Raw genomic sequence first — 26992 nt, 5'->3', positions numbered from 1 at the left:
CGCCGATCACCGCGCTCATTCATGACGAGCGGACCGCGGCGATCGGCGCCTTGTGGTTCCTGCCTGCGCTAGCTGTATTGACCTCTCACCCGCACCTCGGCCAGGGTCAGCGGGTTGGTGTCCGAGGAGAGCTGGATACGGACGTACCGGCCGGACGTGCCGGTGGGCAGTTTGATCGTGCTGGGCCGCCCGGCCTGCTCCTGCACGTGCACGGCGGTCACACCCGGCGCGGTGCGGGCCGCTTCCAGGCCGTCCGCGGTGATCGGCTGCTCGGAGGAGATCACCCAGTAGTCCCGCAACCGGTCACCGCAGCAGTCGGTGCGGTTCCAGATCTCCACGCTGTCCAGGCTGGCCGAGGCCCCCAGATCGACCTGCCACCAAGCCTCCTTGGCCGGTTCCGCGGTGTGGCTGACCGAACCGCTCCAGAAGGCGCCGTCGGTGTTGCCGTCCACGGCCCGTGAGGCCGGAGCGTCGTAGCCGGTGCTCTGCTGGGTGGCCGGCTTGCCCTGGGCCAGGTTGGGCAGGACCACCGAGACAGGGATCGAGTACGGCGCGCGGAGCCGGCCCGTCTTGAGCGTCGCCTGAATCCGCAGCGCGGCAGGCTCGACCCCGCCCGGCACGGTCACGGTGACGGGCACCTCGGCGCTCGCCCCGGCCGCCAGGTGGCCGATCTGGGTGCTCGCCGGGGTCACCGTCCAGCCCTCGGGCGCGGTGAGGGTCAGCGAGGCCTGGCGCAGCGGCTTGGAGGCGGGGTTGGTGACGGTCACCTTGCCGGTGAAGCTCTCACCGGCCTGCACATGCTCAGGCAGGTCAGTGGCGAAGCGCGGCAGGGCCGACACGCCGGGCGTCTCGATCTTGAAGGAGTAGGCGTACTGCCCGGTCTCGGCGGGGGTGGTGACGACCACCCGGCCCTGCTCGTCGCGCTGCCACGGCAACGAGGCGCCGTCGGAGCCGAGCAGCGTGATCCGTGTTCCGGGGCCCACCGGCACGTCCGCGCCCAAGGTGAGCTGTTCTCCCGGCCACTTCAGCGCGGTCGCGTAAAGGACGCCGTCCTTGACGGTGTACCGGACGTCGTCCGGACCGCCCTTCTCCTCGGCGCGCGTCCAGTACGTGGTGCCGTACATGGCCTCGCCGTTGACCTTCAGCCAGGCGCCCATGTCCAGCAGCCGCTCCCGCTGTACGTCGGGGATGGTGCCGTCGGCCTTCGGGCCCACATCCAGCAGCAGGTTGCCGTTCTTGCTGACGATGTCCACGAAGGAGTCCACAAGCTGGTCGGAGGTCAGATAGTCCTCGACGGGCTCGTTCTGGTTGAAGCCATAGGAGTGCGCGATGCCGCGGCTGGACTCCCACTTGACGGGGTCGATGTCCGGCTTGACGGAGTACTCGGGCGTCTGGAAGTCCAGCTCGTGGCTCTCCAGCGCGCCACTCTCGATCTTGCACCGGTTGGCGACCGCCACCTCCTTGCCGCTCTTGAGCGCCTTGTTGTAGTAGTCGGCGATCACTCCCGCGGTCTGCCACTGGGCGGCCGAGCGGTCCCACTGGCCGTCGCACCACAGGATGTCGGGGTCGTAGCCGTCGATCAGCTCACGCAGCTGCGGAAGCATGTAGTCCTTGACGTAGTCGCCGCTCTGCGGAGCCCCGGTGTACGGCACGGGCTGACCGGTGTACGGGTTGGTCGCCGGCTGGCCGGTGAACAGCGGGTTGTACCACTCCATGAGCGAGTAGTAGAAGCCCCCGCGCAATTTCCCGTCGGCGCGGGCCGCGGTGAACAGCTCCTTCACCAGGTCACGCTTCGGGCCCAGCGCCATGGTGTCGCGCTCGCTCACCTTGCTGTCCCACAGGGCGACGCCCTCGTGGTGCTTGGAGGTGAGGACGAAGTACTTGGCCCCGGCGTCGTTGAAGAGCTTGACCCAGTCGGCGGCGTCGAACTTCTCGGCCTTCCACTGCTCGGCGAAGCGGTCGTAGGAGAAGTCCTCCCCGTAGGTCGCCCGGTGGTAGCGGTTGGTCTCGTTACCGGGGGAGTTCATGTAGTACCAGTACCACTCTGCGTAACTGCCGCGGGGCCCCCACGCTGGGACGGAGTACGCGCCCCAATGGATGAAGATGCCGAATTTGTCGTTGTTGAACCACTGGGGGGTCGGATGGCTGTTCAGCGATTCGACGGTCGGCTCGTAGGGGCCGTCCGTCGATGCCTGAGCAGGAGAGGCAATACATCCGATGACTGTGAGCATTGAGGCGGCGAGAAGTCGATGTAAGCGAGCCATGGCCACTCCAAAGCGGGGGAGAGATTGGGGGAAAGGTAGCTCGATCTTCATTCCGACGGCAAGGGCTCGGTGCACATTCATCCGATGTCTGGCGTCAACGGCGGAAGCGTCGTTGTCTGCTCTACGAGCTTGATCCACCCGCCGCCGTGTTCCAGCGCCATGGCGGGACGTCGGTGCTGGACAGGGTCTGCCCGCCGGAAGCCGCCGCGTACAGCTGCTCCAGGACGGTGTTGGCCGCGAGCCCGGCCGCGCCGGTGATCGACCCGCGTTCTTTCAGCGTCGACGGCACGATCGGTGGTGCCGGCCGTACCGTGCACAGGGCCTCGACGTGCCGGCGGAGCGGCTCCAGGAAGGTGTCGCCGGCGCGCGCGTTGCCGCCGCCGACCACCACGATCTCGGGGTCGATCGCGAGCACGAGCGCGGCGATGCCGATCGCGATCTCCCTGCTGAACCGGTCGACCGCCTGTATGGCCGCCGCCTCGCCCTCGGTCGCGGCGGCGAATACCGCCTCACGGTTGAGTCGTCGCCCGTCGGTGAGCCGCACGTCGTGCAGGAACTCCTGGGCATGCTCCCAGCCGAGCTGCGGCAGCGCGCCGATCTCGCCGGCGGCGCCGTTCGCGCCGCGGACGACCATTCCGTTCAGCACGAGCCCCGCTCCCGTGCGGTTGCCCGAGTGCACGTAGATCATCGAGGTCGCGTCGGTGGCGCTGCCCTTCCACGCTTCGGCGAACGCGGCGAGGTTCGAGTCGTTCTCCACCGCGATCGGGCACTCGAAGTGCGGTTCCAGTGCCGCGCGCACGCTGAAGCCGGCCCAGCCCTCCGCCCCCTTGGTGATGACATCCTGGTAGACCACGGCGGGCACGGCCACGCCGATCGCCCAGGCCTCGGCTCGCTTCCGGCCCTGCTCGGCGAGCAGCCGATCGACGACCTTCACCGCGCCGGAGACGAGGTCGCCGGGCGCCTCGGAGACGGATGGGGCGACCGACCCTGCGGCCAGCACCTCGCCGTTCAGGTCGGCGATCTCGGCCCTGGTGGTGTGCTGGCCGATGTCGATGCCGACCACGACCGCCGCCTCGGCGCGGAAGCGGTAGCGGCTGGCCGGCCGGCCGGCGCCGGTCGGGGCCAGCGGCTCGACCGGGGCGGCCCAGCCGAGCGTGACGAGATTGGCGACGACAGAGTCCGTGGCGGTCTTCGAGAGCCCTGTGGCCTGGGCGACCATCGGAATGGTGAGCGGCTCCTGCCGGATCGCCTCGATCACGGCCAGTGAGTTCAGACGACGCAGCCGCGACTGGTCTCCGGCGCGGCGCAGCAGGCTCTTTTCACGTCCGATCAGCACACTCATCCACAACCCTCTCGTTGCCCCCGGCGTCGGCTGACGCACGCAGTACGGTCACGCCTCTTCCATTAATACAGAAACTGTCTTTATTATTGCGCAGCCTCGCCTCGCGTCGCACGGCACTCCGTAGACGCCTGCCCCAAGAAGGGAACAGCAATGCGCAACAGCATCCGCGTCGCGGCCGTCGTCAGCGCGCTCCTTGTCCTGAGCGCGTGTGGCACGAAGATCCAAGGCGGCGCGTCCTCGGACGTCTCGTCCGACCCGAAGGCAAAACCCCTGGTCTACTGGGGGAAGTGGGCCAAGGGCACCCCGCAGGCCACGCTCTTCGAGAACGTCATCGCCGACTTCACCAAGGAGACCGGGGTCAAGGTCGACGTGCAGTGGCTCGGCAAGGCCGAGGAAGAGCAGATCAAGAACGCGATCGCGACCGGCGAGGGACCCGACTTCTTCGACACGGCGATCGACCACACCGCCGAGTTCCGCGCCGCCGGCGCGCTCGGCGACATGTCGGCCGTCTTCAAGGCCAAGATCCCCGGCGAGAACGCCACGATCGAGGAGGTCCTGCCGAAGAGCGTCCTGCAGGCGATCAGTGACGACAAGGGCTACGGGTTCGTGCCCCACAGCGTCTTCTCCGTGGGTCTCTGGTACGACGCCGCTCGTTACCCTGACTTCGCCACCACTCCGCCCAAGACCTTTCGCGACTTTCTCACCGTCGCCGGCAAGGAGAAGGACGCGGGTCGCCGGCCGATCGCGCTCGACGGCACGGTCAACTCCTACAACGCGTTCTGGCTCTACCAACTGCTGCTCTCGACGGCAGGCCCCGGCGCGCTGCGCCAGCTCGCCGAGGACCCCGCCGCCTGGGACCGTCCCGATGTGAAGCGGGCCGTGACCGAGCTCGAGTCGTTCGTGAAGGCCGGGCTCTTCCAGCCCGACTACATGGCCACGAAGTTCCCCGACGCGCAGAACGCGTGGGCGGCCGGTGACCACACCTTCAACCTGAACGGCACCTGGCTCGGCAGCGAGACGGCCTCGATCCGCGCTCAGGCGGTCCAGGCGCGCATCATCTCGTTGCCGCCGGTCGACGCGTCGAAGAGCTCGGCGGTCACGATCGGCGCGCTCGGATGGGGAGTGAACCCGAAATCGAAGAGCCAGCAGGCGGTCTCCGACTTCCTGGCGTTCGCGATGCAGAAGAAGTACATCGACCGGATCGCGACCGACGCCGACAACATCCCGTCGCGCAGCGACTCCCCGGCCCCCGAGGCGCTCACCTCGATCCAGGAGTCGATCCGCACCGCGACGGCGGTCAGCCTCGACTTCGACGGCGTCGCCACGGTGGCGCCCAAGTGGTTCAACGACGTCTTCCTCCCGCTCGACGACAAGCTCATCGGCGGGTCGATCGGCGCCGGGAAGTTCCTGGCCGAGGGCAAGGCGCAGACCGCCGAGTTGGGAGAGTAGTGGTCGCGGACATCGGGGCGCGGCCTGCGGCCCGCCGAGGGCGGGTGAAGGCCGCCGGCGGCGCTCTGCACGGCGAGCGCCGCCGGCTGTACCTCCCGTTGCTGCTGCCGGCACTGATCGCCTACCTGCTCTTCTTCGTCGCGCCGTCGATCTTCGGTGTCGTCCTCAGTTTCGCCGAGTGGTCAGGGCTGGGTACCGAATTCTCCTGGGTCGGCATAGCCAATTACGCCGAACTCCTGTCGAGCCGGATATTTCTGTCGTCGTTCCTGAACACCGTCCTGCTGACGCTGATCGTCGGGGTGGCGCTCTTCCTCATCGCGGTCGCCGCGATGGTCGCGCTGCGCACCGCCCGCGCCGGCGCCTTCATCCGATCGGCCGTCTTCCTGCCGTTCATGATCTCACCGATCGCGGTCGGTCTCGCGGTCTCGTTCCTCTTCAACCCGAAGGGCATGGTGAACAGCGTCCTCGGGCTGGCCGGACTGGACGCGCTGCGCCAGCCCTGGCTCGGACCCGAGCTCATCTTCCGGGTGATCATGGTGGGGGTCGTGTGGAGCGCCGCCGGCTTCTACGTCGTCCTGGTGATGTCCGCGGTCGACGGAATCCCCCCGAGCCTCTACGAGGTGGCCCGCATCGAAGGCGCCAGCCTGATCCAGCAGTTCAGGTACGTCACCCTCCCGCTGACGCGAGACATGATCGCGATCGCGGCGGCCCTCTGGGCGATCGCCGGCATCAAGACGTTCGAGATCATCATCGCCTTCGTCGGAACGGCGGGCACCCCGCCGCTCGAAGCGAGGACCCTCGCCGTCGAGCAGTACCTGCGGGTCACGGGCGGACGCGTCGGCGGCATGGCCCAGCTCGGCGAGGCGGCCGCCATCGGGGTGGTCATGACGGCCATCACCGTCGCGCTGATCGTGCTGTCCCGCCGCATCCAGCGACGCGACCGGCTGGAGTGGTCATGACCGGCTCCGCGCGCCTTCGTACGGCCGAGGCCTTCGGCGCCTCGGCGATCCTCCTCATCAGGGCCGGTCTCTGGCTCTGGGTGCTCTTCAACGTCGCCATGGTCCTCTGGGTCATGCTGAACTCGGTCAAGACCTCGCGGTCGATCTTCGCCGACCCCGTGGGAATGCCCGACACCTGGATGTGGGAGAACTTCGCCACCGCCTGGTCGACCTCGGGACTCGGGGCCGCCACGCTCAATTCGGTGATCCTGGTGACCGTCTCGGTCGCGCTCATCATGGGGCTCAGCATCCCGGCCGCGTACGCGGTGGCGCGCCTGGGCGGACGGTCGAGCGGTCCGGTCGCGACCTTCTTCGCCATCGGCATGAGCATCCCGTTCCAGGCGTTCGCCGTGCCGATGGTGCTCATCAGCGTCGGCCTGTCGAGGTTCATGATCGACTGGGTCACGGGGGCCTGGGATCCGCGGATCACCGTCGCGCTCTTCTACGTCGTGCTGAGCCTGCCGTTCAGCGTCTTCGTGCTCATCGGCTACTTCCGGTCGCTGCCCAGCGAGCTGGAAGAGGCCTCGGCCCTGGACGGCGCGACGCCGTTCAGGACCTTCTGGCAGATCATGGTCCCGCTCGCCAAGCCCGGCATCACGACCGTGGCCGTGCTGAACGTGCTGAGCCTGTGGAACGAGACCGTGATCGTGCTGATGCTGGTGCCGAACCAGCGCATGCAGACGCTGAACGTCGCGCTGCTCAACTTCTACTCCAACATGCAATACACCTCGAACTGGGGTGGGCTTTTCGCCGGTGTCGTCATCGTCGTGCTCCCGATGATCGCGATCTACCTCTGGTTCGGCCGCCGCATCGTGAACGGCATGACGCAAGGCATCGGCAAATGACCGGCAATCGCGCGGAAACGGATGGTCACCACATGCACGGAACGGTCGGACTCATCGGCGCGGGCGGCATCGCCAACGCGCATCTACCGGCCTGGCTGGACCTCGGCTACGACGTCGTGGTCTTCTCTGCCGCCGATGACGCGGAGCAGCTCATCGGCCGGCACGGCGGCGGGCGGTCCGTGGCCGATCTGGAGGCGTTGTTCGGCGCGGCGGACATCGTCGACATCTGCACGCCGACGCACACCCACCGCGAGCTGGCGCTCGCCGCCCTTGAACACCGCCTCCCGACAGTGTGCGAGAAACCCCTGACCCGCACCCTTGAGGAGGCGGAGGATCTCGTCGCGCGGTTCGCCGAGGCCGGGGTGCCGCTCTTCCCCGCGCACGTCGTACGGTACTTCGCCGAGTACGAGGAACTGTGGCACGCGGTAGCGCGCGGCGACGTGGGCCGGGTCGGCGTGCAACGCCACACCCGGCAGGGACGCAGCCCACAGAGTGGCTGGTATCTCGACGAGAACCACTCGGGCGGCGTGCTCCTCGATCTCATGATCCACGACATCGACATCGCCCGCTGGATCGGCGGCGACGTCGAGCGGGTGTTCGCCCGCACGAACGTCGTGGGCGGCAGCCAGAGCACACAGGCGTTCCTGACCCATGCCGGGGGCGCGATCTCGGTGCTCACCGCGACCTGGACCACCGCTCCGATCGAGTTCCGGACGCAGTTCGAGGTCGCGGGCTCCGACGGCGTCCTGCACGGCGACTCCGACGAGCACCGCACCTTCCGCTACCAAGGGCGCGCCGAGTCCGGCGGGGACCTCCTTCCCGTCTTCTCTCCTCTCACCAGCCCCTATCGCGCCGAGCTCGGGGATTTCGTCCACTCCATCGCGACCGGCGCCGCGCCGAGGGTCACCGCCCTCGACGGCCTCGAGGCCATGCGCATCGCGGACGCCGTGGCCCGCTCGGCCGCCAGTGGCCTGCCCGTCGACCTTCGGCCCACCATGGAAGAGGTTTCTGCCGCATGAGAATCGGAATCCTCTCGTTCGCCCACCTGCACGCGACCGAGTACGCCGCCGCGCTGCGACGTGCCGGCGACATCGAGATCGCGGCGTGCGACGTCGGCCATTCCGGCCGCTCCACCGCGGAGCTCGGCGGCCGTGCGCTCGCCGACGAACTCGGCGTCGGCTACTTCGAGACCGAGGAAGACCTCTGGGCGTGGCGGCCGGACGGTGTGGTGATCTGCGCCGAGAACGCCAGGCACCGCGAGCTCGCGGTGCGCGCGGCGGCCGAGGGCGTGCACGTGCTCTGCGAGAAGCCGCTGGCGACGTCGCTCGCGGACGCGGCCGAGATGCTCGCCGCCGCACGCGCCGCGGGTACCGTGCTGATGACGGCGTTCCCGGTCAGGTTCGCCCCCGCCTACGCCGAACTGCGCGCGACGGTACGACGCGGCGACCTCGGCCAGATCATCTCCATCGCGGCCACGAACTGCGGCGGCGTACCCACCACCCGGGGTTGGTTCGTCGATCCGTCGCTGAGCGGCGGAGGCGCCCTGACCGACCACGTCGTACACGTGGCCGACCTGCTCGCCGACCTCCTGGGCGCGGACCCCGTCGAGGTGTACGCGATCGCCAACACGATCCCGAACCTGGGTAAGGACGGTGCCGCCGTACCGGTCGAGACGGCGGGGCTCGTCTCGCTGCGTTACCGCGACGGCACCATCGCGTCGATCGACTGCTCTTGGTCGCGCCCGCCCGGTCGGCCCAACGCCGGCGACCTGGTCACGCTGACCGTCGTCGGCACCGAGGGTGTGGCCGAGATCGCGCCCTTCGCCGACGTCCTCACCGGCTGGAACAGCCATGGCGCGGTCGCGTCCGGTTACGGCGCGCCGCTCGACGACCTGCTGATCCGCGCCTTCCTCGACGCGGTGCGCACCGGCGAGGCTCGCCAGCCTGACGCGATGGCGGGCTACCGCACCGTCGCGCTCGTCGAGGCGGCGTATCGGTCGCTGACCGAGACGGCCCCCGTGTGCCTTGAGATGGAGAACCGATGACCCGCGGCCTGCTCGGCGTCGCCCTGTCCGTCGCGGTCACCGCGGCCTTGGCCATCCTGCCCGTTCACGCCGCCGCCGAGACCGCCGCCGAGACCCCGAGTCCCCGCACGACCGTGACCTTCACCGACACGCACGAGGTGCTGCACGGCAACCCGTACACCGGCACCGCCTTCGACATCAACTCGCCCAAGCCCGCGGGCGAACGCGGCTGGACCTTCACCGACGATCCCGCGATCACCGCGTTCATCGAAGGCAAGGAGAAGATCCCCGCCGAGGCGGACATCGTGCGGCTGCAGATCGCGTGGGCCGACTTCGAGCCCGACGACGACGCCTTCACCTGGGATCGCCTGGACGCGTTCATGAAGCGCATCGTCGAGCAGGGCAAGACCGTCGAGTTCCAGCTCCTCATGTCCGAGGCGCCCGACATCAAGAACGACCCGAGCGTCTTCGCCTACGAGTACCCGCCCGCCTGGCTCTTCGACAAGCTCGGCGCGAAATTCCGGCTCGCGCCGTACAACACGGTCTACAAGTCGCGGCAGCCGATCTACTACGACCCGATCTACCTCGCCGAGCTCAAGGAGGCCGTCGGCGCCTTCGCGGCCCGCTACGACACGAACCCGGGGATGGCCTGGGTCGACCTGCGCGCCTTCGCGCTGTTCGGCGAGTGGTCGGGCTGGGACGACGCGATGAACTTCCCGTGGCCCGACAACGCCACCCGCTCGGCGACGCTGCGCACGATCATCGACATCTACGCCGAGGCCTTCACCCACACGATGGTCATGATGCCGAACCCCGGCGCGGACGTGGTCGCGAACGACCCCGACGCCGACACCCAGGCCAAGCGGTACGTCGCGTTCGGCTACGACCAGGCCGCCCGTAACGAGAACTGGGGTCTGCGGTCCGACACCGTGAACAGCGCGTTCCCGTGGATGCAGTACGGAACCGGTAGCGAGAGCGTGTGGATCAACCGCAAGCTCCGCCGTGACCTCATCCAGGTCTCGGAGGGGTCGGGCTGGGACAGCGGGATCATGCTGAACAACCCGCGGCTCGTCGTCAAGAACGCGCTGGAGGCCTACCACTCGAACCTGCAGGGCATCAACAACACGAGTTTCGCGCAGTGGCGGCCGATGATGGACGCGTACGGCGAGTGGTTCACGATGCTCGGGCGCTACTCCGGCTACCGGTTCCTCATGCCGAGAGCGACCTACGACTCCCAGGTCGCGGCCGGCGGCGAGTTCACGCTCGCCCACACCTGGACCAACAACGGCGTCGGCTTCAGCCCGCGGAAATACCCGCTCGAGGTGCGCTTCACCGACCACGCCACGGGCGAGGTGGTGTGGCGCGGCACCGACGCCTCGCTTGACCAGACGAAGTGGTTCAAGGGGGACGTGCGCGAACTGCGGTCGGTGTTCAGGCTGCCCGCCGGCGTCCCTGCCGGAACCTACGACCTCGGCATCGCGATGCTCGGCGCCGACGGCAAGCCGCGCATCGAGCTGGCCATGCCGGACGGCGTGGGCAAGGTGTACCCGATCGGCACGATCAAGGTCGTACCTGATGTCACGCCTCCGGCACCGCTCGCGGCGCCGCTCATCCAGTTCAAGGTCGAAAATGAGGACTACACCGAAGCCAAGGGCGCGTACGGCGTCGAGGCGCCGCCCGAGGGCGGCTTCGGCTCGGTCTACATGGACGAGGCCGGTGAGTGGGCCGAATACGACAACGTCGTGGTGCCTGCGAGCGGGACCTACCGGGCCGAGTTCCGCGTGTCGTCGGAGCAGGGCAACCGCTTCCGGGTGGAGGTCGACGGCCAGGACGCGCTGGGGTCGATCGTCGTGCCGGACTCCGGCGGATACAACGTCTACCGGACCGTCGAGCGCGAGCTCACCCTCACCGAGGGCCGCCACACGATCCGGATCACCCGCGAGGACGGCCGCTGGTTCTTCATGAACTGGATGCGGTTCACGCACGAGCGGCCCGAGTCGATCACGATCCAGGCCGAGAAGCCCACGGCGCAGGAGGGGGTCTGGCTCGCCGCGGATGACGCGGTCAATGACGATGGCACCCTCGGCGTCTCCGTCATCGACACCGGCGACTGGCTGCGGTACGACGAGGTCAAGGTCCCCGCGAGCGGCGACTACCTCCTGCAGTTCCAGTACTCCACCGTCAACGCCGACCCGCTGAAGTTCCGGGTCGAGGTCGACGGGGCTGACGTCTCGGGCGAACTGAGCCTGCGCGACACGGGCGGGGTCAACCGGATCCGGACCGAGGACTTCGTCATCCCGCTGACCGCCGGCACCCATTCGATCAAGGTTGTGTGGACCGAGGCCCACTCGAACATCGTGTGGAACCGGATGCGCCTCGACCTGCAGGGCGCCGCCAAGCAGACGATCGAGGCGGAGCACTACACCATGCAGTGGAACCTGGGCCAGGAATGGGCCTGGAAGGGCGCTGACACCGGGGTCGTCGTCGGCACGTACAAGGGCGCCGACGGCCCTGTGCGGGCGGTCGGCCACGTCGACGAGGGCGACTACCTGCGCTACGAGAACGTCTTCGCACCGCACACCGGGCTCTACCGGGTCGAGTTCACCGCCGCGTCCGACAAGGCCACCTCCTTCCGCTTCGAGGTCGACGGCGACCGGTACCCGGTGCACGTGCCGGACACCGGCGGTGACGGCCACTTCACGACCGTCGGTACCTGGGTGAAGCTCACCGCGGGCGTGCACACCTTCCGGATCGTCGCCGAGGGGGCGGGCCTGCTGCTCGACGCGTTCACCGTCACCGCGGGCACCGCCGCGACCAAGGCGATCATCGCGACCGGCGCCACCGCGCTCAAGGCGGGTGACACCGCCACGATCACCACCGAGGCCGTGAACGCCGACGGCAGCCGCACCCCCGTCTCCGACGGCGTCATCTACGTGAGCTCAGACCCGTCGGTCGCCACCGTCGACGCGCACGGCGTGGTGAAGGCGGCGGCCTGGGGCTCGACGACCGTCACGGCGATCTACGACGGCCTCTCGGACAGCTACCCGCTGACCGTCACCGACCCCGCGCTGCTCCTCACCTACGTCAACGACGACGACCAGCGGGTGAAGTACTCCGGCGCCTTCGGCGTGGACCGGGGCCGCGGCCTCGGCGACTACGGCGACGACGTGCACTACTCCACCGAGAAGGGCGACTACGCCGAGCTCACCTTCACCGGCACCGGCATCAGCTTCCTCACCGAGCGCTACACCGACATGGGGGTCGTCGACCTCTACATCGACGGAGAGCTGCGGGCCTCGGCGGACTGCTACGGCCCGGTCCGCCAGGGGCAGCAGCGGGTGTTCCGGGCGAGCGGCCTCAAGCTGGGCGAGCACACGATCCGCGTCGTGAACAAGCAGAGCGCCGCCGACACCGGACGGATCGCCATCGTGGACGCCTTCGTCGTCGAGGTGCCGCGCCCGTGGGCCGACGGCGCCGAGCTCGCCGTCAAGACGAAACAGACGTCGGTGAAGCTCGACTGGCCCAGGTCGGTGATCGCGACCGGCTACGCCGTCTTCGACGGTGACACCGAGGTCGCCCGGGTCGCGGCGAACAAGACGAAGGCGAAGATCGACTCGCTCGTGCCGGGCTCGACGCACACGTTCACGGTACGGCCGGTGCTGCCGGGCGGTACGGCGCTGTCGCTCGGGCTGACGGCGGAGGTCACGATATGACCTCCTTGCGGAAGGGAAAGCTCCGGGTCGACGGAGCCGCCGACCCGGTCTCCGGAGTGCTGCCGATCCTGTCCGGCGTGCGCCCCGTCACCGGGGACGGCGTGGGCGTCGACGACGAGATGCGCCGGAACCTGGCCTACGGCCGGCCGCGCTCGCTCGTGCCGTACACCCGGCAGTGGGGATATGACCGCGAGCGCACCGAGCGGGACCTGCCCACGGTGGTCCTGGAGAACGACCTGCTCACCGCGACGTTCCTGCCGGGGTACGGCGGGCGCCTGTGGTCCCTCGTCCACCGGCCCAGCGGCAGAGAACTGCTGCACCGCAACCCGATCCTGCAGCCTGCCAACCTCGCGCTGCGGGACGCGTGGGTCGCCGGCGGGGTGGAGTGGAACCTGGGCACGACCGGGCACTGGCCGCTGACCTGCGAGCCGCTGCACGCGGTCCGGGTGACCGCCGCCGACGGGACACCGGTGCTGCGGATGTTCGAGTTCGAGCGGCTCCGGCGGCTGATCGTGCGGATCGACGCCTGGTTGCCCGCCGGGTCACCGGTGCTCTACGTGCACGTGTCCATCCACAACCCCTCTGACCAGGTCACGCCGGTCTACTGGTGGTCCAACATCGCCGTGCCGGAGACCGCGGGGGTCCGGGTGCTCTGCCCCGCCGAGCGCGCTTTCCACTTCGACTACGTGAGCGATCTGCGGCAGGTGAATTTCCCCGAGTCGGACGGCGCCGACCGCAGCTACCCGGCGAGTGCCGTCCAGGCGGCCGACTACTTCCTGGACCTGCCCGAAGGGGAGCGTCGCTGGATCGCGGCCCTGGACGGAGCCGGGTCGGGGCTCGTCCAGACCTCCACGGACAGGCTGCGTGGCCGCAAGATCTTCTGCTGGGGGACCACGACCGGCGGCCGGCACTGGCAGGAGTGGCTGTCCGGCCCCGGCTCGCCGTACCTGGAGATCCAGGCCGGACTCGCCAGGACCCAGCTGGAGCACCTGCCGCTGCCCGGCGGCGCGACCTGGTCCTGGGCCGAGGCGTACGGCCGGCTCGATGTCGACGCGCCGGCCGTACACGGGAGCTGGCAGGAGGCCTGCCAGGCGACGGCCGAGGCCCTGGAACGGCTCGTTCCTCCCTCGCGGCTGGACGAGGCGCTCAGGGAGGCGGCGGCTTTCGGGCCACCCGAGGAGTGGCTCGCCGAAGGCTCCGGCTGGGGCGGCCTCGAGGGATTCGCCGGCTTCCCGCCACCGGGCCCCGAACAGGCACCCTGGCAGGAGTTGCTCTCCACCGGCCGCCTGCCGGTCTGCGACCCGCCCGCGCCCCCGATCACCGGCCGACGCTGGCGGGAGTCGCTGGAGAAGAGTGCGGACGACTGGCACGCGTACTACCACCTGGGCCTGATGCGCCTGGCCGACGGTGAGGACGACGCGGCCCGCGACGCCTGCGAGCTCTCCGTCGGCGCGCAGAGGACCCCATGGGCGCTGCGCGTCCTGGCCTTCCTCGCCTCGTCGCCGGAGGAGGCGGCCGACCTCATGCTCGAAGCGCACCGGCTGCGCCCCGACATGCAGGAACTGGCCGTCGAGGCCCTCGACGCCCTGCTCGTGTCCGGGCGGTGCGAAGCGGTACTCGCCCTGATCGAGACGCTGCCGTACCGCGACCACGGCCGGATCCGGCTGGCTGAGGCCAGAGCCGCGCACGCGACCGGCGACGACGACCGCCTCCGCCGCCTGCTGGCGGAGGGCATCCGCGTCGACGACATCCGCGAGGGAGAGGTCTCCCTCGACCGGCTCTGGCTGGCCGTGCACCCCGGCGAGCCCGTCCCACCCGGATATGACTTCCGCATGTTCGAACCCGCATGAGTCGGCGGCTGTGGGGCTCTACCGCGCGGAGCCCCACAGCCGCCGAGCCGGTTTTCGGCATCAGGGCACCGGGTTGCATCCGGTACCCCGGTACGGGCTTACCGTCGGGCTGTAGGCCGCTCTGGTGAGAGACGAGCGGCGTGGCACCTGGAGGTCTCATGGAGTGGGCGCCGGCGGAATGCACTCTTCCGACCGAGGAGCGGCCGTTGCGGGTGGCGGAGTTCGACGAGCTGTTCGCCTTCGCTTTGTACGGCGTGGAGCGAGTGGGGCCGACTCATCTACGGCTCATGCTGGACGGTGGGGCGCAGGTGGAGGAGACCGTACGTGACTTGACGGCTCGTGAGACGAGCTGCTGTTCGTTCTTCTCCTTCGGCCTGACACCGGGGGCCGACGGGCTGGCCCTGGATATCGAGGTGCCGGCCGTGCATACCCGGGTGCTGGACGGGCTGGCGGCTCGGGCGATGGCGGCGGCTCCCCAGGTGGCGTCGTGACTGCTGGGTGGTTACGTACCGGAGAGGTCGCCGAGGCGGCCGGGGTCAACGTTCAAACCCTGCGCTATTACCACCGGCGCGGGCTGCTGGAGGAGCCGCAGCGAAGCAATGGGGGGCACCGGCTGTATCCGCGGGAGACGGTGACCGTTCTTCGGGTGATCAAGGCGGCGCAACGGCTGGGCTTCACGCTGGACGAGGTCGCCGACCTGGTTGAGGCCGCTTCGCATCGTCACGGCCGCGACAAGGGCTTGCAGGTGAGGGCCACGGCCAAGCTCGCCGAGGTGGAACGGAAGATCGCCGACCTTGAGGCGATCCGTCAAACGCTGATCCAGGCGCTGGATGCCGGGTGCGATGACCTGGTGGCGTGCGCGGGCAGTCCGTGTTGTCCGTTGCCGTTCTCGGAGCCGGCGGGAGGGGAGCGGCATGTCGACGTCAAGTGATCGCGGTGGGCGTAGGCGCCGGTCCTTCATCGACCGTGTCATGAACAGCATCAAGATCGGGTAGCCCAGCACCAGCACCACGATGAGTGCGGTGGCAGCGGCGCCCCCGCCGGACGGCCATCGCTGCAATCACCGGCGCGATCGCGAAAAGGGCCAGGCGCTGTCTCCGCATGGCGCACTCCTCAGCTCCCGATCAGGGGTTGTCCCTACCGCCCGCCTGCTCATCTGTGACCGGTTTGTCGGAGGGGGCCGACGGGGCGGGCGCCGCCTCCAGCTGCCGCTTCATCTCGGCGAGCTGCTCGTCGATGTCGCCTTGCGTGGAGATCTCCGCCAACTGTGTCTGCAGTTCGTCATGTCCGGCGAGCTGTGTGGCGTCCTCCAGGACGCCGGAGGCGAGGAGTTCGTCCAGAGCTCCGGCGCGGGCCTCCAGCTGAGCGGTTTTGTCTTGGGCGCGCTGGATGGCCAGTCCGATGTCTCCCATCTCCTCCGAGATGCCGGTGACGGATTCGCTGATCCGGGTCCGCGCCTCCGCCGCGGTGTAGCTCGCTTTGACCATCTCTTTGTGTGTGCGGAACGCCTCCACCTTGGCCTGCAGTCGCTGGCTCGCCAGCGTGAGCCGTTCCTCCTCGGCCTGGAGCGAGGTGCGCTGGTTCTGCAGGTCGCTCAGCTGGGACAAGGCAGCCGCGCGACGGGTCAACGCCGTGCGAGCGATCTCCTCCCTCCCCGCGGACAGCGCCTGTTGCGCCTGCGCCTCCAGCTTGGTGGCGGAGTCCTGCATCTCGGTCAGTTGCAGCTCGACGCGCTTGCGACTTGTGGCCACGTCGGCCAGACCCCGGCGAACTTTGTTCAACAGCTCCAGCTGTTGCGAGTAGGAGTAGTCGAGCATCTCCCGGGGATCTTCCGCGCTGTCCAGCGCTTTGTCCACCTTGGTACGAAACAGGGCCGCGATGCGGCGGGACAGACCCATCCCAGTTCCTCCTACTCGGACCGGCGGTTTCTCAACTGGCTTGTCGGCTACCGCTCGCCCCCGAGAAGAGGGCGACGCGGGTGCCGCCGCCGGCGCTCGGGCCGAGTGCCGCGACGACCACGCCCGCTTGGCCCAGGGGCCGACCAGCTCGCGGTAGGCGCAAGCCGTGACACCGACCTGCGAGCCCAGCGTTCTCTGCCCATTTATTCCTATTCCTCACCTATGTTTCCTCGTCTGTGCGTGGGCGGCGTCCAGCCGCACGAGCATGTCCTCGACCTTGGTCGACCCATCGGCAACCTCAGCGCTGCGACGATCTTCGCGACTCGCATCGCGCCCCGGAGCCCGCCGGCACCTCCAGCTCGTCCTGGTACGCCCGCGGCAGCGCCGAGGTGCTCATGCCCGCACGCCGCCGGGGCACGGTATGAGTCTCGCGACCGGCATTGCGAACGGAAGCGCCAGGTCAGGTATCCGAAGAGCGCCCGGCCTGCCGTGCGGGCACCACCGCTACCGGGCAGGGTGCCTCGTGCAGTGCGGCCTGGGTCACGGGTCCGAGGAGCATCTTGGGTGCGGAGCCGATCCCGCGGTTGCCGACCACGAGCAGGGCCGCATCCTCTGCGGCCTTGACCAGAGCGCGCCGTGGGGCCTCGACGACGAACTTTGTCTCGACCGGGACCTTGGGGTGCTTGGACTTCCACGGTGCGACAGCCCGCTCGAATCGCGCGCTCGCTTCCTGTCTCAGCGACTCGGGATCGATGAAGGGAACCTGATCCGGCCCGGGGAGCGCGGCGAAGTCCCACCAGCCGCATACGGCTTCCACGCGCGCGTCACGCAGTTCGGCTTCTTCGAAGGCGAACCCGAGGGCTGTCTCGCTTGCCGATGAGCCGTCCACGCCGACCACGATCCGCCCCCCGTTCCGCTGAGCAGGCGGCGGGCCCGACCGTATGACGATGACCGGGCGATCGGCGCGGGCGGGCACCTGTACCGCGGTGGATCCCACCGTGACGTCGTCGAATCCGCTGTGCCCGCGCGCGCCGAGCACGATCAGGCTGGCGTCGCGGGACGTTTCCAGCAGCACGCCGGAGGCCGAACCCTGTTTCAGGCTGCAGCGCACCTCCAGGCCTTCGGCGAGCGAACGGGCCTTGCGTACGCCTTCGTCGGCCACGGCCGCGCCGATGCTCCTCAAGGTGTTGAGCGTGTCCTCTTCTGGCGGGCGGTGGGGATAGGGCCAGTGCCAAACGTGGCAGACGGTGAGAGGCAGGCGACGAAGCCGAGCTTCTTCCACTGCCCAGCGCAGTGCGAGTTCGCTGGCCGGTGATCCGTCATATCCCACCAGGACGGGACGCGTCTGGTCATCTTCGCTCATCGCTGCCTCCTCCTTACGGTCGCGTCGTGGTTCAGCAGGGTGGGAGGGCGGGGCATGGAGCCCATCATCTGGGGGATCTTCGATCTACAGACATCCGGCCTGGTGGCCGCCGCGATGACCTGTACGGCTCGCAACCTTGTCACGCCATGTACGTTCAGCCGTGCATTTGAACGCAGTGGTCGATCCCTACGTGCCCGGCACCATGTGAACTGGATCGTCGGCAACATAAGAGAAAGGCAAAGAATAGGGCGACAAATAGGGGCGCGGGAAGGCATTAATTAAATCCCTGAACGCGCGCGAGAATTTGTGTGCCTCATCGGATGTGCATGCCGATCGTGGGACATCATCCCTATGCCCTCTGGTTTCCGAGGCACTGGGGCATAGCTGATGGCCAACCCGATCGTTGTCGGCGCTGACGGCTCGCCGTCCGCGGCAGCCGCTGTGGAGTGGGCGGCCGACGAAGCGGTGCGCAAGGAGCTGCCGCTGAAAGTGGTGCACGCCGTCTATCACCTGCCGTACGTCGGAGCGACGCACGTGGTTCCCGGGCTGGAGGACGCCCTGACGCGCGCGGGCCGCTGGTTCCTCGAGGAGGCCGAACGGCTCGCGTGGGCCCGGCACCCCGATATGGACACATCTGTCGCACTGCTCGACGGGCCCCCCGGGCGCGTCCTGGCTGCTCAGTCCGCTCAGGCCGCCGAGCTTGTGGTCGGCGGCCGCGGCCGAGGCGGTTTCGTCGGGATGTTGCTCGGCTCGGTGAGCGCGTACGTCGCCGGCCACGCGGCCGCGCCTGTCGTCGTGGTGCGCCCTGACTACACGCCGATACGTGCTGAGGTGGTCGTCGGCATCGACGGATCGGCCGAGTGCGAGCCCGCGCTCGGCTACGCGTTCGAGCAGGCGCGGCTGCTGGGTTGCCCGCTACGTGCCGTGTACGGATGGCAGCTGCCTTCGGAGATCTCCAGCGGCTGGTTCGTCCGCGATTCCGAAGACGTGCAGCGGATGCGGGATCGGCTCGTAAGGGACGTGCTCGCCACCTGGCGGGCGACGTACCCGGACGTACCCGCAGAGGTCAAGGTGATCCACGATCATCCCGTCACGGCGCTGGTCGAGGCGTCCAGGGATGCGGCCCTGCTCGTGGTCGGCTCCCGCGGGCGCGGCGCGGTCGGCTCGGCGGTTCTCGGCTCCGTGAGCCGCGGCGTCCTGCACCATGCCCGATGCCCTGTCGCGGTGGTGCGTCACCCACCCGCAGCGGACACCACGACTCCGGCATGATCCGCGGGAAGGCATACCGCCAAGGCGCATTCACTGAGGCGGTGCACTGACGGCACGAAACCGTCGAGTCTGCGAGGAGGGCAAGGACGTCCGACGCCATGGCGGGCGTTCGTTCAGGCGCCGCGCTGCCGGTTAGCGAGTACTGGGGGAGCTGATTGTGGGCAGGGGAATCGGGAATCACCAGCCGATATCTGGTTCCAGCTGTCGCGCGAACACTCCGATGGCCCTCTGGCGCGCGGCGGCGTCACGAGCCTCTCCTGTGTGAGGAGGACGGGGTGTCCGCTGACCGTAATGATGCCGGCCCGCGTCTGGCCAAGCCCATCGTGGTCGGCGTGGACGGATCGGCACAAGCTCTACGCGCTGTGGACTGGGCCGCCGCCGAAGCCGGGCGCAGACGCCTGCCGTTGCGCATCGTGCACATCGCGGTCCGCTGGGAGTACAGCATCGCGATCCGGGAACCAGGCTTGGAGGCCCCACGGCCGCAGGCTGCGGGGCTGGAGGTCCTTGAGATCGCCGAGGAACGCGCCCGGACCTTCGCGTCCGTCGACGTCAGTTGCCGGCTCGGCATCGGCCCCATCCCCGCCACGCTCCTCCAGGAGGCGGCCGACGCCGCCCTACTGGTGCTGGGTCCGCTGGGAACCGGGGCGTTTCCTCGGCTGCTGCTCGGCTCGGTGAGCCGCCAAGCGGCGGAACACGCCTCGTGCCCCGTCGTCATCGTGCCCCAGGAATCCGACACCCGACCCGGCCGGTCGGGGATCGTCGTCGGCATTGACGGTTCTGCGGCCTCCATCGAGGCCGTGGGCTTCGCGTTCGAGGAGTCGTCCCTGCGTTCGGTCGGCCTGCGCGCCATCCACGCCTGGGATCACCCGGCTTACCCACCGGAGATGTGCGCCGCCCGCTACGACACGACGGCGGTCGAACAGGAAGGTGCCAGGCTCCTCTCGGAGTCCCTGGCGGGATGGAAGACCGAGTATCCCGACGTCCCAGTCGTCGAGCAGGTGGTCGAAGGCGCTCCTGTGCCGACTCTGGTCGACGCTTCCGGCAACGCGGAACTCCTCGTCGTCGGTGCCCGAGGGCGCGGCGGTTTCCCTGGGCTCCGCCTCGGCTCGATCAGCCATGCCGTCCTCCACCATGCAAAAGGGCCGGTGGCCGTCGTACGCGGTCCCCAGACGACGTCGACCGCGGGACAGTGATGTAGCCTCCGCGGGCTGACCTCTACGGCACGGGCTCCTTTCCGGAACCGAGGCCACTCAAGGGCACAGCGTCCTTTCCTACTTGTACGCCGTAGGCCTCCGCCTGCGCCGCGTAGAGCTCCGAGTAGCGGCCGCCTGATTCGAGCAGGTCTTCGTGGCTGCCCGACTCGATGATCCCGCCGTTCGCGATGACGAGCACGTGGTCGGTCATGCTCACCGTTGAGAACCGGTGCGATACGAGAACGGTGACCGCGCCTGTTCGAGCGGCGGCTTCGCGTGCGTGGTGCGCGAAGTTCTCGAACAGGTCGTGTTCCGCCTGGGGGTCGAGCGCTGCCGTGGGTTCGTCGAGAATGAGCAGCAGCGGTGCGGTGCGCATCATCCCGCGCGCGAGAGCGAGCCGCTGCCACTGTCCTCCGGACAGGTCGACGCCGCCGAAGATCGTGCCGAGCTGGGTGTCGAGGCCGTCGGGCAGTCTGCCGACGAGCTTCGCCGCGCCTGCGGCTTCAATCGCGCGGGTGATCGCGTGCGTGTCATCGAGCGCCGAGAGGTCGCCCACGCCGACAGACTCCCGTACGGGCAGTTGCAAGCGGGCGAAGTCCTGGAACACGCCGCACGACGCGGCCGCCCACGAGCGCGGATCGAGGTCGTTCAACGGCTGCCCGTCGACGAGAATCCGCCCGGATGTGGGCTGGTAGAGACCGGTCAGGAGCTTCACGAGCGTTGACTTGCCCGCGCCGTTGATGCCGACCAGTCCGACGACCGATCCGGCGGGCAGATGCGTGCTGAGCGAACGCAGCACCGGCGCGTCGCCCTCCGCGTAGCCGAACGCGACGTTCTCCAGCGTGATGCCGTCGGCGAGCCGTTCGGGCGCGCGCGTCGCGATGTCATCGAACGTCGCCGCATAGTCGCGTAGCCAGAGGAAGTGGACCGCGGCGCGTCCCGCCTCGGCTGCTCTGCCGTAGTTGTCGCGCAACGCCCACAGCTGCAGGCGCAGCTGGGCGGCCAGGGAAACGACGAGCACCAGCGCACCCGTCCCGATCCGCCCCGCGATCACCTCGTTGGCGACCAGCGCCAACCCGCCGGCCAGGCCGAGCAGGTAGCACAGCCAGCCCCCCGCCTCCAGGAGGGCGCCGCGGATCAGCGCCTTGCGTTGGGCGCCGGTGACCTCACGCCACAGCCGGGAGGCCCGGGCCGACAGTTCGGGCCCTGACTCGCTGATCCGGATTTCCTTGGCGGCGTCCGGGTCGAGACACAGGCCGTGCAGGTTCGATTCGAGCCGGGTCGTCTCGGCGCACGCGTCATTGACCCGGCGCAGTGCGGACTGTCCGCGACTCGCGAGCAGCAGCAGCGGAAGCGTGGTCAGCCCGAGCAGCAGCAGGGCCGGGTGCACGAGTACGAGCAGCCAGACGTTCAGGCCGATCATCAGCACGCAGGTGCCGGTTTCCGCGATCGACCAACCGTAGGAGGCCAGCGCCGCGCTGCCCTTGGCGGCGAGATAGACGCGGTTGAGGTAGTCGGCGCGCTCGAGGTGCTCGATCGTGGGGACGCGCGCCACGTAGCCGAGGACCTCCTGCGACAGTTCCACCTCGACCTTCTGCACCAGATTCACGCGTAGGTGCGCCGCGACGCGGGTGGCGATGGTCGACGCGGCATGCGCGAACGCGACGACGATCACCGGAACGATCAGCCAGGTCAGGCCGGGGTCGTGGGCATGCCGGCGCAGTCCGTCGATGACCCACCGCTGGCTCTGGGCCACGCCCGCGCCGCCGAACGCCACACCGAAGAACACCACCGCGGTGACGATCGATCCTGCCCGGCTGACCTGCCATGACAGCCCGGCAAGATGGCGGATCAGCGCGATGGTCTGCCTTGTCCGGCGGATCATGCCTCTGCCTTCGCGAATCGTGCGGCCTGCAAGCGGAACAGCGCGGCGTAGCCGCCGTCCGCGTCCATCAGCTGCTCGTGTGTGCCGGACTCGGTGATCCGGCCGCCGTCGAGCACGACGATCCGATCCGTGCCGCGGACGTTGGACAGCCGGTGGGAGATCAGGACGATCGACGCCCCGCCGGCCCCGGCGGTCACCCGGTCGTTGAACTCCTGCTCCGCTTCGACGTCGAGATGGGCGGTCGGCTCATCGAGGACGAGCACGTCACGTGCGTGAGCCGCGGCGAACAACGCACGGGCGATCGCCAGCTTCTGCCATTGCCCGCCGGACAGGCCGACGCCGTGCTCACCGCCGTGCCACAGCGCGGTGTCGATCCCATCGGGCAGCTCGGCGATGAACTGCTCGGCGCCGGCCGCCGCGATCGCGGCGTTGATGCCGGCGACGTCGCTGAGGTGTTCGGGTGCCGAGAAGGCCACGTTGTCGGCGACGGTCGTCCCGTAGTGGACGAAGTCCTGGAACAGTGCGGTCATCCGGGCACGCCACGCCTGAAGGTCGAGCTCACGAAGGTCGGCACCGTCGATCGTGATTCGCCCGGAATCGGGATGGTAGAGCCCGGCCAGCAGCTTCATCAGGGTCGTCTTGCCCGCGCCGTTGATGCCGACGACGGCCAACGTCTCGCCGGGCGAAACCTCCAACGAGAGGTCGTCCAGAACGGGGCGGTCGGCTCCCCGGTAGGTGAAGGTGACGTTCTCGAAGCGCACGTGCGGCGGTCGACCGGTCGAGGCAGGGCAGCCGGAGTCGCGTGCCGGCGGCAGGTGCCGGGAGGTGACCCGATCGAGAGCGCGTACGGTCGCCACGCCGTAGTCGATGTCGAACGCCTCCTGACCGAGCCAGGACAGGCCCATCACGGCCCAGGCGGCGACCATGCAGCGCGCCACCGTCGCAGGGCTCTGCCCCGAAGCGCCGAGCACGATCAATGTGACGGCGGCGCTGGCGGCCGCGATGGTGAACGTCAGGCCCTGACGCCGCAGCACGAACGTACGGACCTCCCACAACGGACGATGCGCCGTGAGCTGCGCGTCTCGAAACCGGGTGAGCAGCCAATCCGCCAGCCCGAACAACCGCACGTCCTTGGCCGGTGCGGCCTCGCCGAGCAGCCCGGCGAAATACTGCGCCTTGCGGTGCTCGCTCATCCGGACGTCGCTCATGGCCGACATCCACATCCACTGCCGGCGGGTGAGCATCCGCATCAGCAGAGACAGCACGAGCAGGCCGGCCGCGAGCAGCGGGAAGTGTACGGCGATGACCGCGGCCGCCGCCAGCCCGGCGACGACCTGGAAGAGGAGCGTCAGCTGGCCGACCGCCGCGTTGCCGGGAGATCGGGTCCGCCAGCCGAGTCCGAGGTCGCAGGCGCGCTCGACGTCGTCACGGAACTCCGCATCGTCGAGGTGGCCGATTCCCTCCGGCGCCAGGGCGATCTCGCGCACCATTGAGCGCACCGCTCCGTCCACGCGACGCGCCGCGACGGCGGAGGGCAGCGCCAGCACGACCTGAGCCATGCGGTCGATCAGGACAATCCCCACCAGCACCAGGAGCGGTCCCAGCACATCGGTGAACCGATGAGCGGATCCGACCGCCCCGACCAGCCAACCCGTCGAGACGGCGCTCAACGCGGTCGTCGCCACGCTGACCGCTTGCGGAGCGACCAGCGCCGCGACCGTCCCGCCGCCCGCGTGCCGCAACAATCGGAGCAGCTTGACCCGCTCGGCGGCCATTTCGCGAAGTGCGGACGGGCGGAACGCGCCGAGCACGAATCGCGGATCAACCAGGCCGTCCGGCGCCATCGTGTTCTCGTTCGCCACGGCGGTTCTCCCATGGGTGGCCGGCTCCACCGCCACCCCGTCAAGACCCGGCGGACGGGTCGTGTCGTTGACCGAGTTCGCGGCGCCCAACGACGATCACCCAGAATTCGTCATGATCGACATGCGACCAGAAGCCGGTCACCAGCAAGATCAGATCTGATCTGATCAAATCAGAGGTCTGGGGTCAACGGACTTTCCGGGCACCGCCCGCACGATGACGACTACGGTGCGACCTGAGAGCGGGCGACAGCCAGGGTGAGCGCGGTGACGTGCTCGGCGAGCGCCGCGACCAGCGCGGGCGGACTGCGCACGGTGAACGGCCAGGGCAGGCCGGCGAGGATGCGCGCCATGGCCGGCAGGTTCTCCGCGCCGCTGACCAGGAGCACGCCGCCGCCGGGGCAGGCGTGCAGGTCGCCGAAGGTGGCCGGCAGCTGGTCGCGGGCGGTCCGCAGGTCGGTGTCGAGCCACACCTCGGTGCGGTGGGTCCAGGCGCCGAGCGTCAACGTGCGCAGCACATGGGCGACGGGGTCGAAACCTTCGGGCGGAGCGAACCGGCCGAGCAGTTCGGTGGCCCCGCTGATCCTGTCCAGGCGGTACATGCGGATGGCGGCGCGGAGATGGTCGTGTCCGACCAGGTACCAGCGGCGTGCGTGCACGACGAGCCCGTACGGGTCCACTTCGCGTGCGCCGCGGGTGTGCTCGATCCGGACGGTGTGACGGGCGTGGACGGCCGCGGCCAGCGTCAGCGCCAGGTGTGGTTCGGGGGTCAGCGGACCCGCCGTCGCCGAAGTGGCGGCGACCAACGCGGTGACGCGCCGGCGCAGCGACGCGGGCAGGACGCGGTTGAGCTTGACCAGCGCCCGGTCGGCCGGGTCGGGTTCGCCCGCCCGCTGATCCTTGCCGCCGGCCAGCGCGACCGCGACGGCGACCGCTTCGTCGTCGGTGAGCATCAGGGGCGGCAGGCGTACGCCGTGGGCCAGCCGGTAGCCGCCGTAGCGTCCGCGGACGGACTCGACGGGGATGTCCATGTCGCGCAGGGCGGTGATATAGCGGCGGACGGCGCGGGCGTCGACGTCCAGGCGCCGGGCCAGTTCGTCGGCGGGCACCAGGCCGCGCTCTTGCAGGATCTCCAGCAGTGCCAGGACGCGGGTCACGGGACGGGACACGGCCGCGATCCTAATGAGGGCAGAAAGCGTCCACAATCGTCCCTAGCCTTGCGCCGGTAAGAGATCGATTGAAAGGAGTCGACCCGATGTCGACCATCGTCCTTGTCGGCGGTTCGTTCCTCGGCGCATGGGCCTGGGAGCGCGTCACGCCGCTGCTGACCGCGTACGGGCACCAGGTGCATCCGCTGACGCTCACCGGCTTCGGCGACCGCACGCATCTGGGCTCGCCGGACACGACGCTCACCACGCATGCCCGCGACATCACGGCCGCGATCGAGTACGCCGGGTTGCGCGAGGTGGTGCTCGTGGCGCACTCCTACGGCGGAGCCCCGGCCACGATCGCCGCCAACACGATTCCCGAACGAATCTCCCGCATGGTCTACCTCGCCGCGCTGCTGCCCGAGCCGGGCAAGAGCCTGTTCGACGGCACGCCCGCGCCCATCGTCGAAGCGATCATGGAAACCGTCCGGGGCGGGCGGATCCCGGTGATGAGTGACGAGGTCATCGACGCCAACTTCGGCGCGCACGGGCTCACCTCCGAGGACCGGGCCTGGCTGCGGGCACGCGGCGCCGGCCAGCCCATCGGCACCTACCAGGACCCGGCGCCGGCCGACCTGCGCGCCGCGCAGCGGCTGCCCCGCACCTACATCGCATGCGCGGCCGATCCGGGCGGCCCACCGCGCCTGCCGGGCCTGGAAGTGATCACGCTGGACGCCGGGCACTGGCCGATGATCACTGAACCGGAGCTGCTGGCCCGAGCGCTGGACGAGGTGGCCCGGTCATGATGCGCCCGTACCTGGTTCAGATTCCGCAAGAGACCCTGGATGACCTGGCCGCCCGGCTGGCCGCGACCCGCTTCACCCGCCCGCTGCCCGGCCGCGACCTCGGAGTGCCCGCCGACCGCGTCCGGCGCCTGGTCGAGTACTGGCGCGACGGCTACGACTGGCGCGCCTGGGAGCGGCGGATCAACGCCCATCCGCAGTTCATGACCGAGATCGACGGGCTTGACGTGCACTTCCTGCACATCCGTTCGGCCCGACCGGACGCCCTGCCGCTCATTCTCACCCACGGCTGGCCCATGTCGGTCGTGGAGTTCCTTCCGCTGATCGACCGGCTGAGCGACGCCTTCCACCTCGTCATCCCCTCAGTGCCCGGCTTCGGGTTCTCCGGCGTACCGCGTGAGCCGGGCTGGAACCGCCACCGCGTCGCCGCGGCGTGGGCGGAGCTGATGCGCCGGCTCGGATACGAGCGTTACGGCGCGCACGGCAACGACGTCGGCTCCATGATCTCCATCGAGCTCGGACGCCTGGATCCGCACCGCGTCGTCGGGGTGCACGTCACCCAGATCTTCTCCCTGCCCTCCGCCGATCCGGCGGAGCGCGCCCTGCTGGGACCGGACGACCGGGCGAGACTGGCCGCCCTGGAACGCTTCATGACCGGCCGGAGCGCCTACCTCAGCCTCCAGTCCACCCAGCCCCAGACCCTCGCGCACGCGCTCGCCGACTCCCCGGCCGGCCAGCTGGCCTGGAACCTGCAGCTGTTCGGCGACGCGGTGAGCGACGACTACATCCTCACCAACGCCGCCATCCACTGGCTGACCGACACCGCCGGCAGCTCGGCCCTGATCGGCTATCACGGCAACAGGCCGCCTGCCGGGCCGTCATCGTTCCCGCTGGGCCTCGCCTGCTTCGCCGACGACTTCTTCCCCTCCATCCGCCCGCTCGCGGAACGCGACCACAGCGCCATCGTGCACTGGAACACCTACGACAAGGGCGGACACCATGCCGCGCAAGAGGAACCCCAGCTCCTCGCCGACGACCTCCGCACGTTCTTCACCGCCACACCCGAAGTCACCACTCGGTGACGAAAAGC

20 protein-coding genes are annotated in these 26992 nt (G+C 69.3%); 13 read left to right on the top strand and 7 right to left on the bottom strand.

The genetic code is table 11. The features are described 5' to 3' along the window. Window positions 1-68: 68 nt before the first annotated feature. Both AWQ71_RS24905 and AWQ71_RS24900 read right to left on the bottom strand, forming a co-directional pair. Window positions 69-2231 carry an alpha-L-fucosidase gene (locus AWQ71_RS24905; RefSeq protein WP_169806622.1) on the bottom strand — a complete coding sequence of 721 codons (2163 nt, stop codon included), beginning with the start codon at window positions 2229-2231 and terminating at the stop codon, window positions 69-71. A gap of 154 nt (window positions 2232-2385) precedes the next feature. After that, window positions 2386-3606, bottom strand: a complete 1221-nt coding sequence (locus AWQ71_RS24900) for an ROK family protein (protein ID WP_067137278.1) — start codon at window positions 3604-3606, stop codon at window positions 2386-2388. A gap of 150 nt (window positions 3607-3756) precedes the next feature. Between AWQ71_RS24900 and AWQ71_RS24895 the strand changes: the two genes are divergently transcribed. The 9 genes from AWQ71_RS24895 to AWQ71_RS24855 all read left to right on the top strand — a co-directional run bounded on the left by AWQ71_RS24895 (window position 3757) and on the right by AWQ71_RS24855 (window position 15415). Then, complete coding sequence (locus AWQ71_RS24895; RefSeq protein WP_067137276.1) at window positions 3757-5055, top strand: ABC transporter substrate-binding protein; 1299 nt, start codon at window positions 3757-3759, stop codon at window positions 5053-5055. Further along, a complete protein-coding gene (locus tag AWQ71_RS24890; protein ID WP_067137274.1) occupies window positions 5055-6014 on the top strand; it encodes a carbohydrate ABC transporter permease in 960 nt (319 codons plus the stop codon). The genes AWQ71_RS24895 and AWQ71_RS24890 overlap by 1 nt, the downstream gene beginning before the upstream one ends. Then, on the top strand, window positions 6011-6898 hold the full coding sequence (locus tag AWQ71_RS24885) for a carbohydrate ABC transporter permease (protein WP_067137273.1): 888 nt from the start codon (window positions 6011-6013) through the stop codon (window positions 6896-6898). Before AWQ71_RS24890 ends, AWQ71_RS24885 begins: the two co-directional genes overlap by 4 nt. A 32-nt stretch (window positions 6899-6930) precedes the next feature. Further along, on the top strand, window positions 6931-7917 hold the full coding sequence (locus AWQ71_RS24880; RefSeq protein ID WP_067137271.1) for a Gfo/Idh/MocA family protein: 987 nt from the start codon (window positions 6931-6933) through the stop codon (window positions 7915-7917). Continuing rightward, the gene (locus AWQ71_RS24875; protein ID WP_067137269.1) at window positions 7914-8942 is read left to right on the top strand and encodes a Gfo/Idh/MocA family protein; all 1029 of its coding nucleotides are present in this window, start codon (window positions 7914-7916) and stop codon (window positions 8940-8942) included. The genes AWQ71_RS24880 and AWQ71_RS24875 overlap by 4 nt, the downstream gene beginning before the upstream one ends. Then, a complete protein-coding gene (locus AWQ71_RS24870; protein WP_067137267.1) occupies window positions 8939-12634 on the top strand; it encodes a carbohydrate-binding protein in 3696 nt (1231 codons plus the stop codon). The genes AWQ71_RS24875 and AWQ71_RS24870 overlap by 4 nt, the downstream gene beginning before the upstream one ends. Next, window positions 12631-14484, top strand: coding sequence for a DUF5107 domain-containing protein (locus AWQ71_RS24865; RefSeq protein WP_067137265.1), 1854 nt, complete (start codon window positions 12631-12633; stop codon window positions 14482-14484). The genes AWQ71_RS24870 and AWQ71_RS24865 overlap by 4 nt, the downstream gene beginning before the upstream one ends. 158 nt (window positions 14485-14642) lie before the next feature. Beyond that, window positions 14643-14975, top strand: coding sequence for a hypothetical protein (locus tag AWQ71_RS24860; protein WP_067137263.1), 333 nt, complete (start codon window positions 14643-14645; stop codon window positions 14973-14975). Beyond that, window positions 14972-15415, top strand: a complete 444-nt coding sequence (locus AWQ71_RS24855) for a MerR family transcriptional regulator (protein WP_067137260.1) — start codon at window positions 14972-14974, stop codon at window positions 15413-15415. Before AWQ71_RS24860 ends, AWQ71_RS24855 begins: the two co-directional genes overlap by 4 nt. Window positions 15416-15608: 193 nt before the next feature. Here AWQ71_RS24855 and AWQ71_RS24850 read toward each other — a convergent pair whose 3' ends face one another. After that, a complete protein-coding gene (locus AWQ71_RS24850; protein ID WP_067137258.1) occupies window positions 15609-16382 on the bottom strand; it encodes a PspA/IM30 family protein in 774 nt (257 codons plus the stop codon). A 460-nt stretch (window positions 16383-16842) separates the two neighbouring features. Continuing rightward, window positions 16843-17745 carry a universal stress protein gene (locus AWQ71_RS24845; protein ID WP_067137256.1) on the bottom strand — a complete coding sequence of 301 codons (903 nt, stop codon included), beginning with the start codon at window positions 17743-17745 and terminating at the stop codon, window positions 16843-16845. A gap of 387 nt (window positions 17746-18132) precedes the next feature. Here AWQ71_RS24845 and AWQ71_RS24840 point away from each other — a divergent pair, with 387 nt between their 5' ends. Continuing rightward, complete coding sequence (locus AWQ71_RS24840) at window positions 18133-19014, top strand: universal stress protein (protein WP_067137254.1); 882 nt, start codon at window positions 18133-18135, stop codon at window positions 19012-19014. 275 nt (window positions 19015-19289) lie between these two features. Beyond that, window positions 19290-20207: a universal stress protein gene (locus AWQ71_RS24835; protein ID WP_169806621.1), complete on the top strand. Its 918-nt coding sequence runs from the start codon at window positions 19290-19292 to the stop codon at window positions 20205-20207. 22 nt (window positions 20208-20229) lie between these two features. Here AWQ71_RS24835 and AWQ71_RS24830 read toward each other — a convergent pair whose 3' ends face one another. The 3 genes from AWQ71_RS24830 to AWQ71_RS24820 form a co-directional block, all read right to left on the bottom strand. Further along, window positions 20230-22092, bottom strand: a complete 1863-nt coding sequence (locus AWQ71_RS24830; RefSeq protein ID WP_067137252.1) for an ABC transporter ATP-binding protein — start codon at window positions 22090-22092, stop codon at window positions 20230-20232. Next, a complete protein-coding gene (locus AWQ71_RS24825) occupies window positions 22089-23954 on the bottom strand; it encodes an ABC transporter ATP-binding protein (RefSeq protein ID WP_157570545.1) in 1866 nt (621 codons plus the stop codon). The genes AWQ71_RS24830 and AWQ71_RS24825 overlap by 4 nt, the downstream gene beginning before the upstream one ends. 221 nt (window positions 23955-24175) lie before the next feature. Next, window positions 24176-25120, bottom strand: coding sequence for a helix-turn-helix transcriptional regulator (locus AWQ71_RS24820; protein WP_067137249.1), 945 nt, complete (start codon window positions 25118-25120; stop codon window positions 24176-24178). 86 nt (window positions 25121-25206) lie between these two features. On the opposite strand from AWQ71_RS24820, the gene AWQ71_RS24815 reads away from it, so the two are divergent. Both AWQ71_RS24815 and AWQ71_RS24810 read left to right on the top strand, forming a co-directional pair. Beyond that, entirely contained in the window at window positions 25207-25905 is a 699-nt protein-coding gene (locus tag AWQ71_RS24815) for an alpha/beta fold hydrolase (protein ID WP_067137248.1), read from the top strand. Further along, the gene (locus AWQ71_RS24810; protein WP_067137246.1) at window positions 25902-26984 is read left to right on the top strand and encodes an epoxide hydrolase family protein; all 1083 of its coding nucleotides are present in this window, start codon (window positions 25902-25904) and stop codon (window positions 26982-26984) included. Before AWQ71_RS24815 ends, AWQ71_RS24810 begins: the two co-directional genes overlap by 4 nt. The last annotated feature ends 8 nt before the right edge of the window (window positions 26985-26992 follow it).

Origin of the sequence: Microtetraspora malaysiensis, from assembly GCF_001528665.1 — a bacterium.
GTDB lineage: Bacteria > Actinomycetota > Actinomycetes > Streptosporangiales > Streptosporangiaceae > Microtetraspora_A > Microtetraspora_A malaysiensis.
The sequence above is the reverse complement of the archived record's forward strand: the minus strand, read 5'-3'. Positions and strand labels throughout refer to the sequence as shown.

What these genes read in the sequence shown, in the direction of transcription:
- AWQ71_RS24905 (WP_169806622.1), bottom strand. Translation starts at nt 2,231, where the DNA reads ATGCTCACAGTCATCGGATGTATTGCCTCTCCTGCTCAGGCATCGACG.
- AWQ71_RS24900 (WP_067137278.1), bottom strand. Translation starts at nt 3,606, where the DNA reads ATGAGTGTGCTGATCGGACGTGAAAAGAGCCTGCTGCGCCGCGCCGGA.
- AWQ71_RS24895 (WP_067137276.1), top strand. Translation starts at nt 3,757, where the DNA reads ATGCGCAACAGCATCCGCGTCGCGGCCGTCGTCAGCGCGCTCCTTGTC.
- AWQ71_RS24885 (WP_067137273.1), top strand. Translation starts at nt 6,011, where the DNA reads ATGACCGGCTCCGCGCGCCTTCGTACGGCCGAGGCCTTCGGCGCCTCG.
- AWQ71_RS24880 (WP_067137271.1), top strand. Translation starts at nt 6,931, where the DNA reads ATGCACGGAACGGTCGGACTCATCGGCGCGGGCGGCATCGCCAACGCG.
- AWQ71_RS24875 (WP_067137269.1), top strand. Translation starts at nt 7,914, where the DNA reads ATGAGAATCGGAATCCTCTCGTTCGCCCACCTGCACGCGACCGAGTAC.
- AWQ71_RS24870 (WP_067137267.1), top strand. Translation starts at nt 8,939, where the DNA reads ATGACCCGCGGCCTGCTCGGCGTCGCCCTGTCCGTCGCGGTCACCGCG.
- AWQ71_RS24865 (WP_067137265.1), top strand. Translation starts at nt 12,631, where the DNA reads ATGACCTCCTTGCGGAAGGGAAAGCTCCGGGTCGACGGAGCCGCCGAC.
- AWQ71_RS24860 (WP_067137263.1), top strand. Translation starts at nt 14,643, where the DNA reads ATGGAGTGGGCGCCGGCGGAATGCACTCTTCCGACCGAGGAGCGGCCG.
- AWQ71_RS24850 (WP_067137258.1), bottom strand. Translation starts at nt 16,382, where the DNA reads ATGGGTCTGTCCCGCCGCATCGCGGCCCTGTTTCGTACCAAGGTGGAC.
- AWQ71_RS24845 (WP_067137256.1), bottom strand. Translation starts at nt 17,745, where the DNA reads ATGAGCGAAGATGACCAGACGCGTCCCGTCCTGGTGGGATATGACGGA.
- AWQ71_RS24840 (WP_067137254.1), top strand. Translation starts at nt 18,133, where the DNA reads ATGGCCAACCCGATCGTTGTCGGCGCTGACGGCTCGCCGTCCGCGGCA.
- AWQ71_RS24830 (WP_067137252.1), bottom strand. Translation starts at nt 22,092, where the DNA reads ATGATCCGCCGGACAAGGCAGACCATCGCGCTGATCCGCCATCTTGCC.
- AWQ71_RS24815 (WP_067137248.1), top strand. Translation starts at nt 25,207, where the DNA reads ATGTCGACCATCGTCCTTGTCGGCGGTTCGTTCCTCGGCGCATGGGCC.
- AWQ71_RS24810 (WP_067137246.1), top strand. Translation starts at nt 25,902, where the DNA reads ATGATGCGCCCGTACCTGGTTCAGATTCCGCAAGAGACCCTGGATGAC.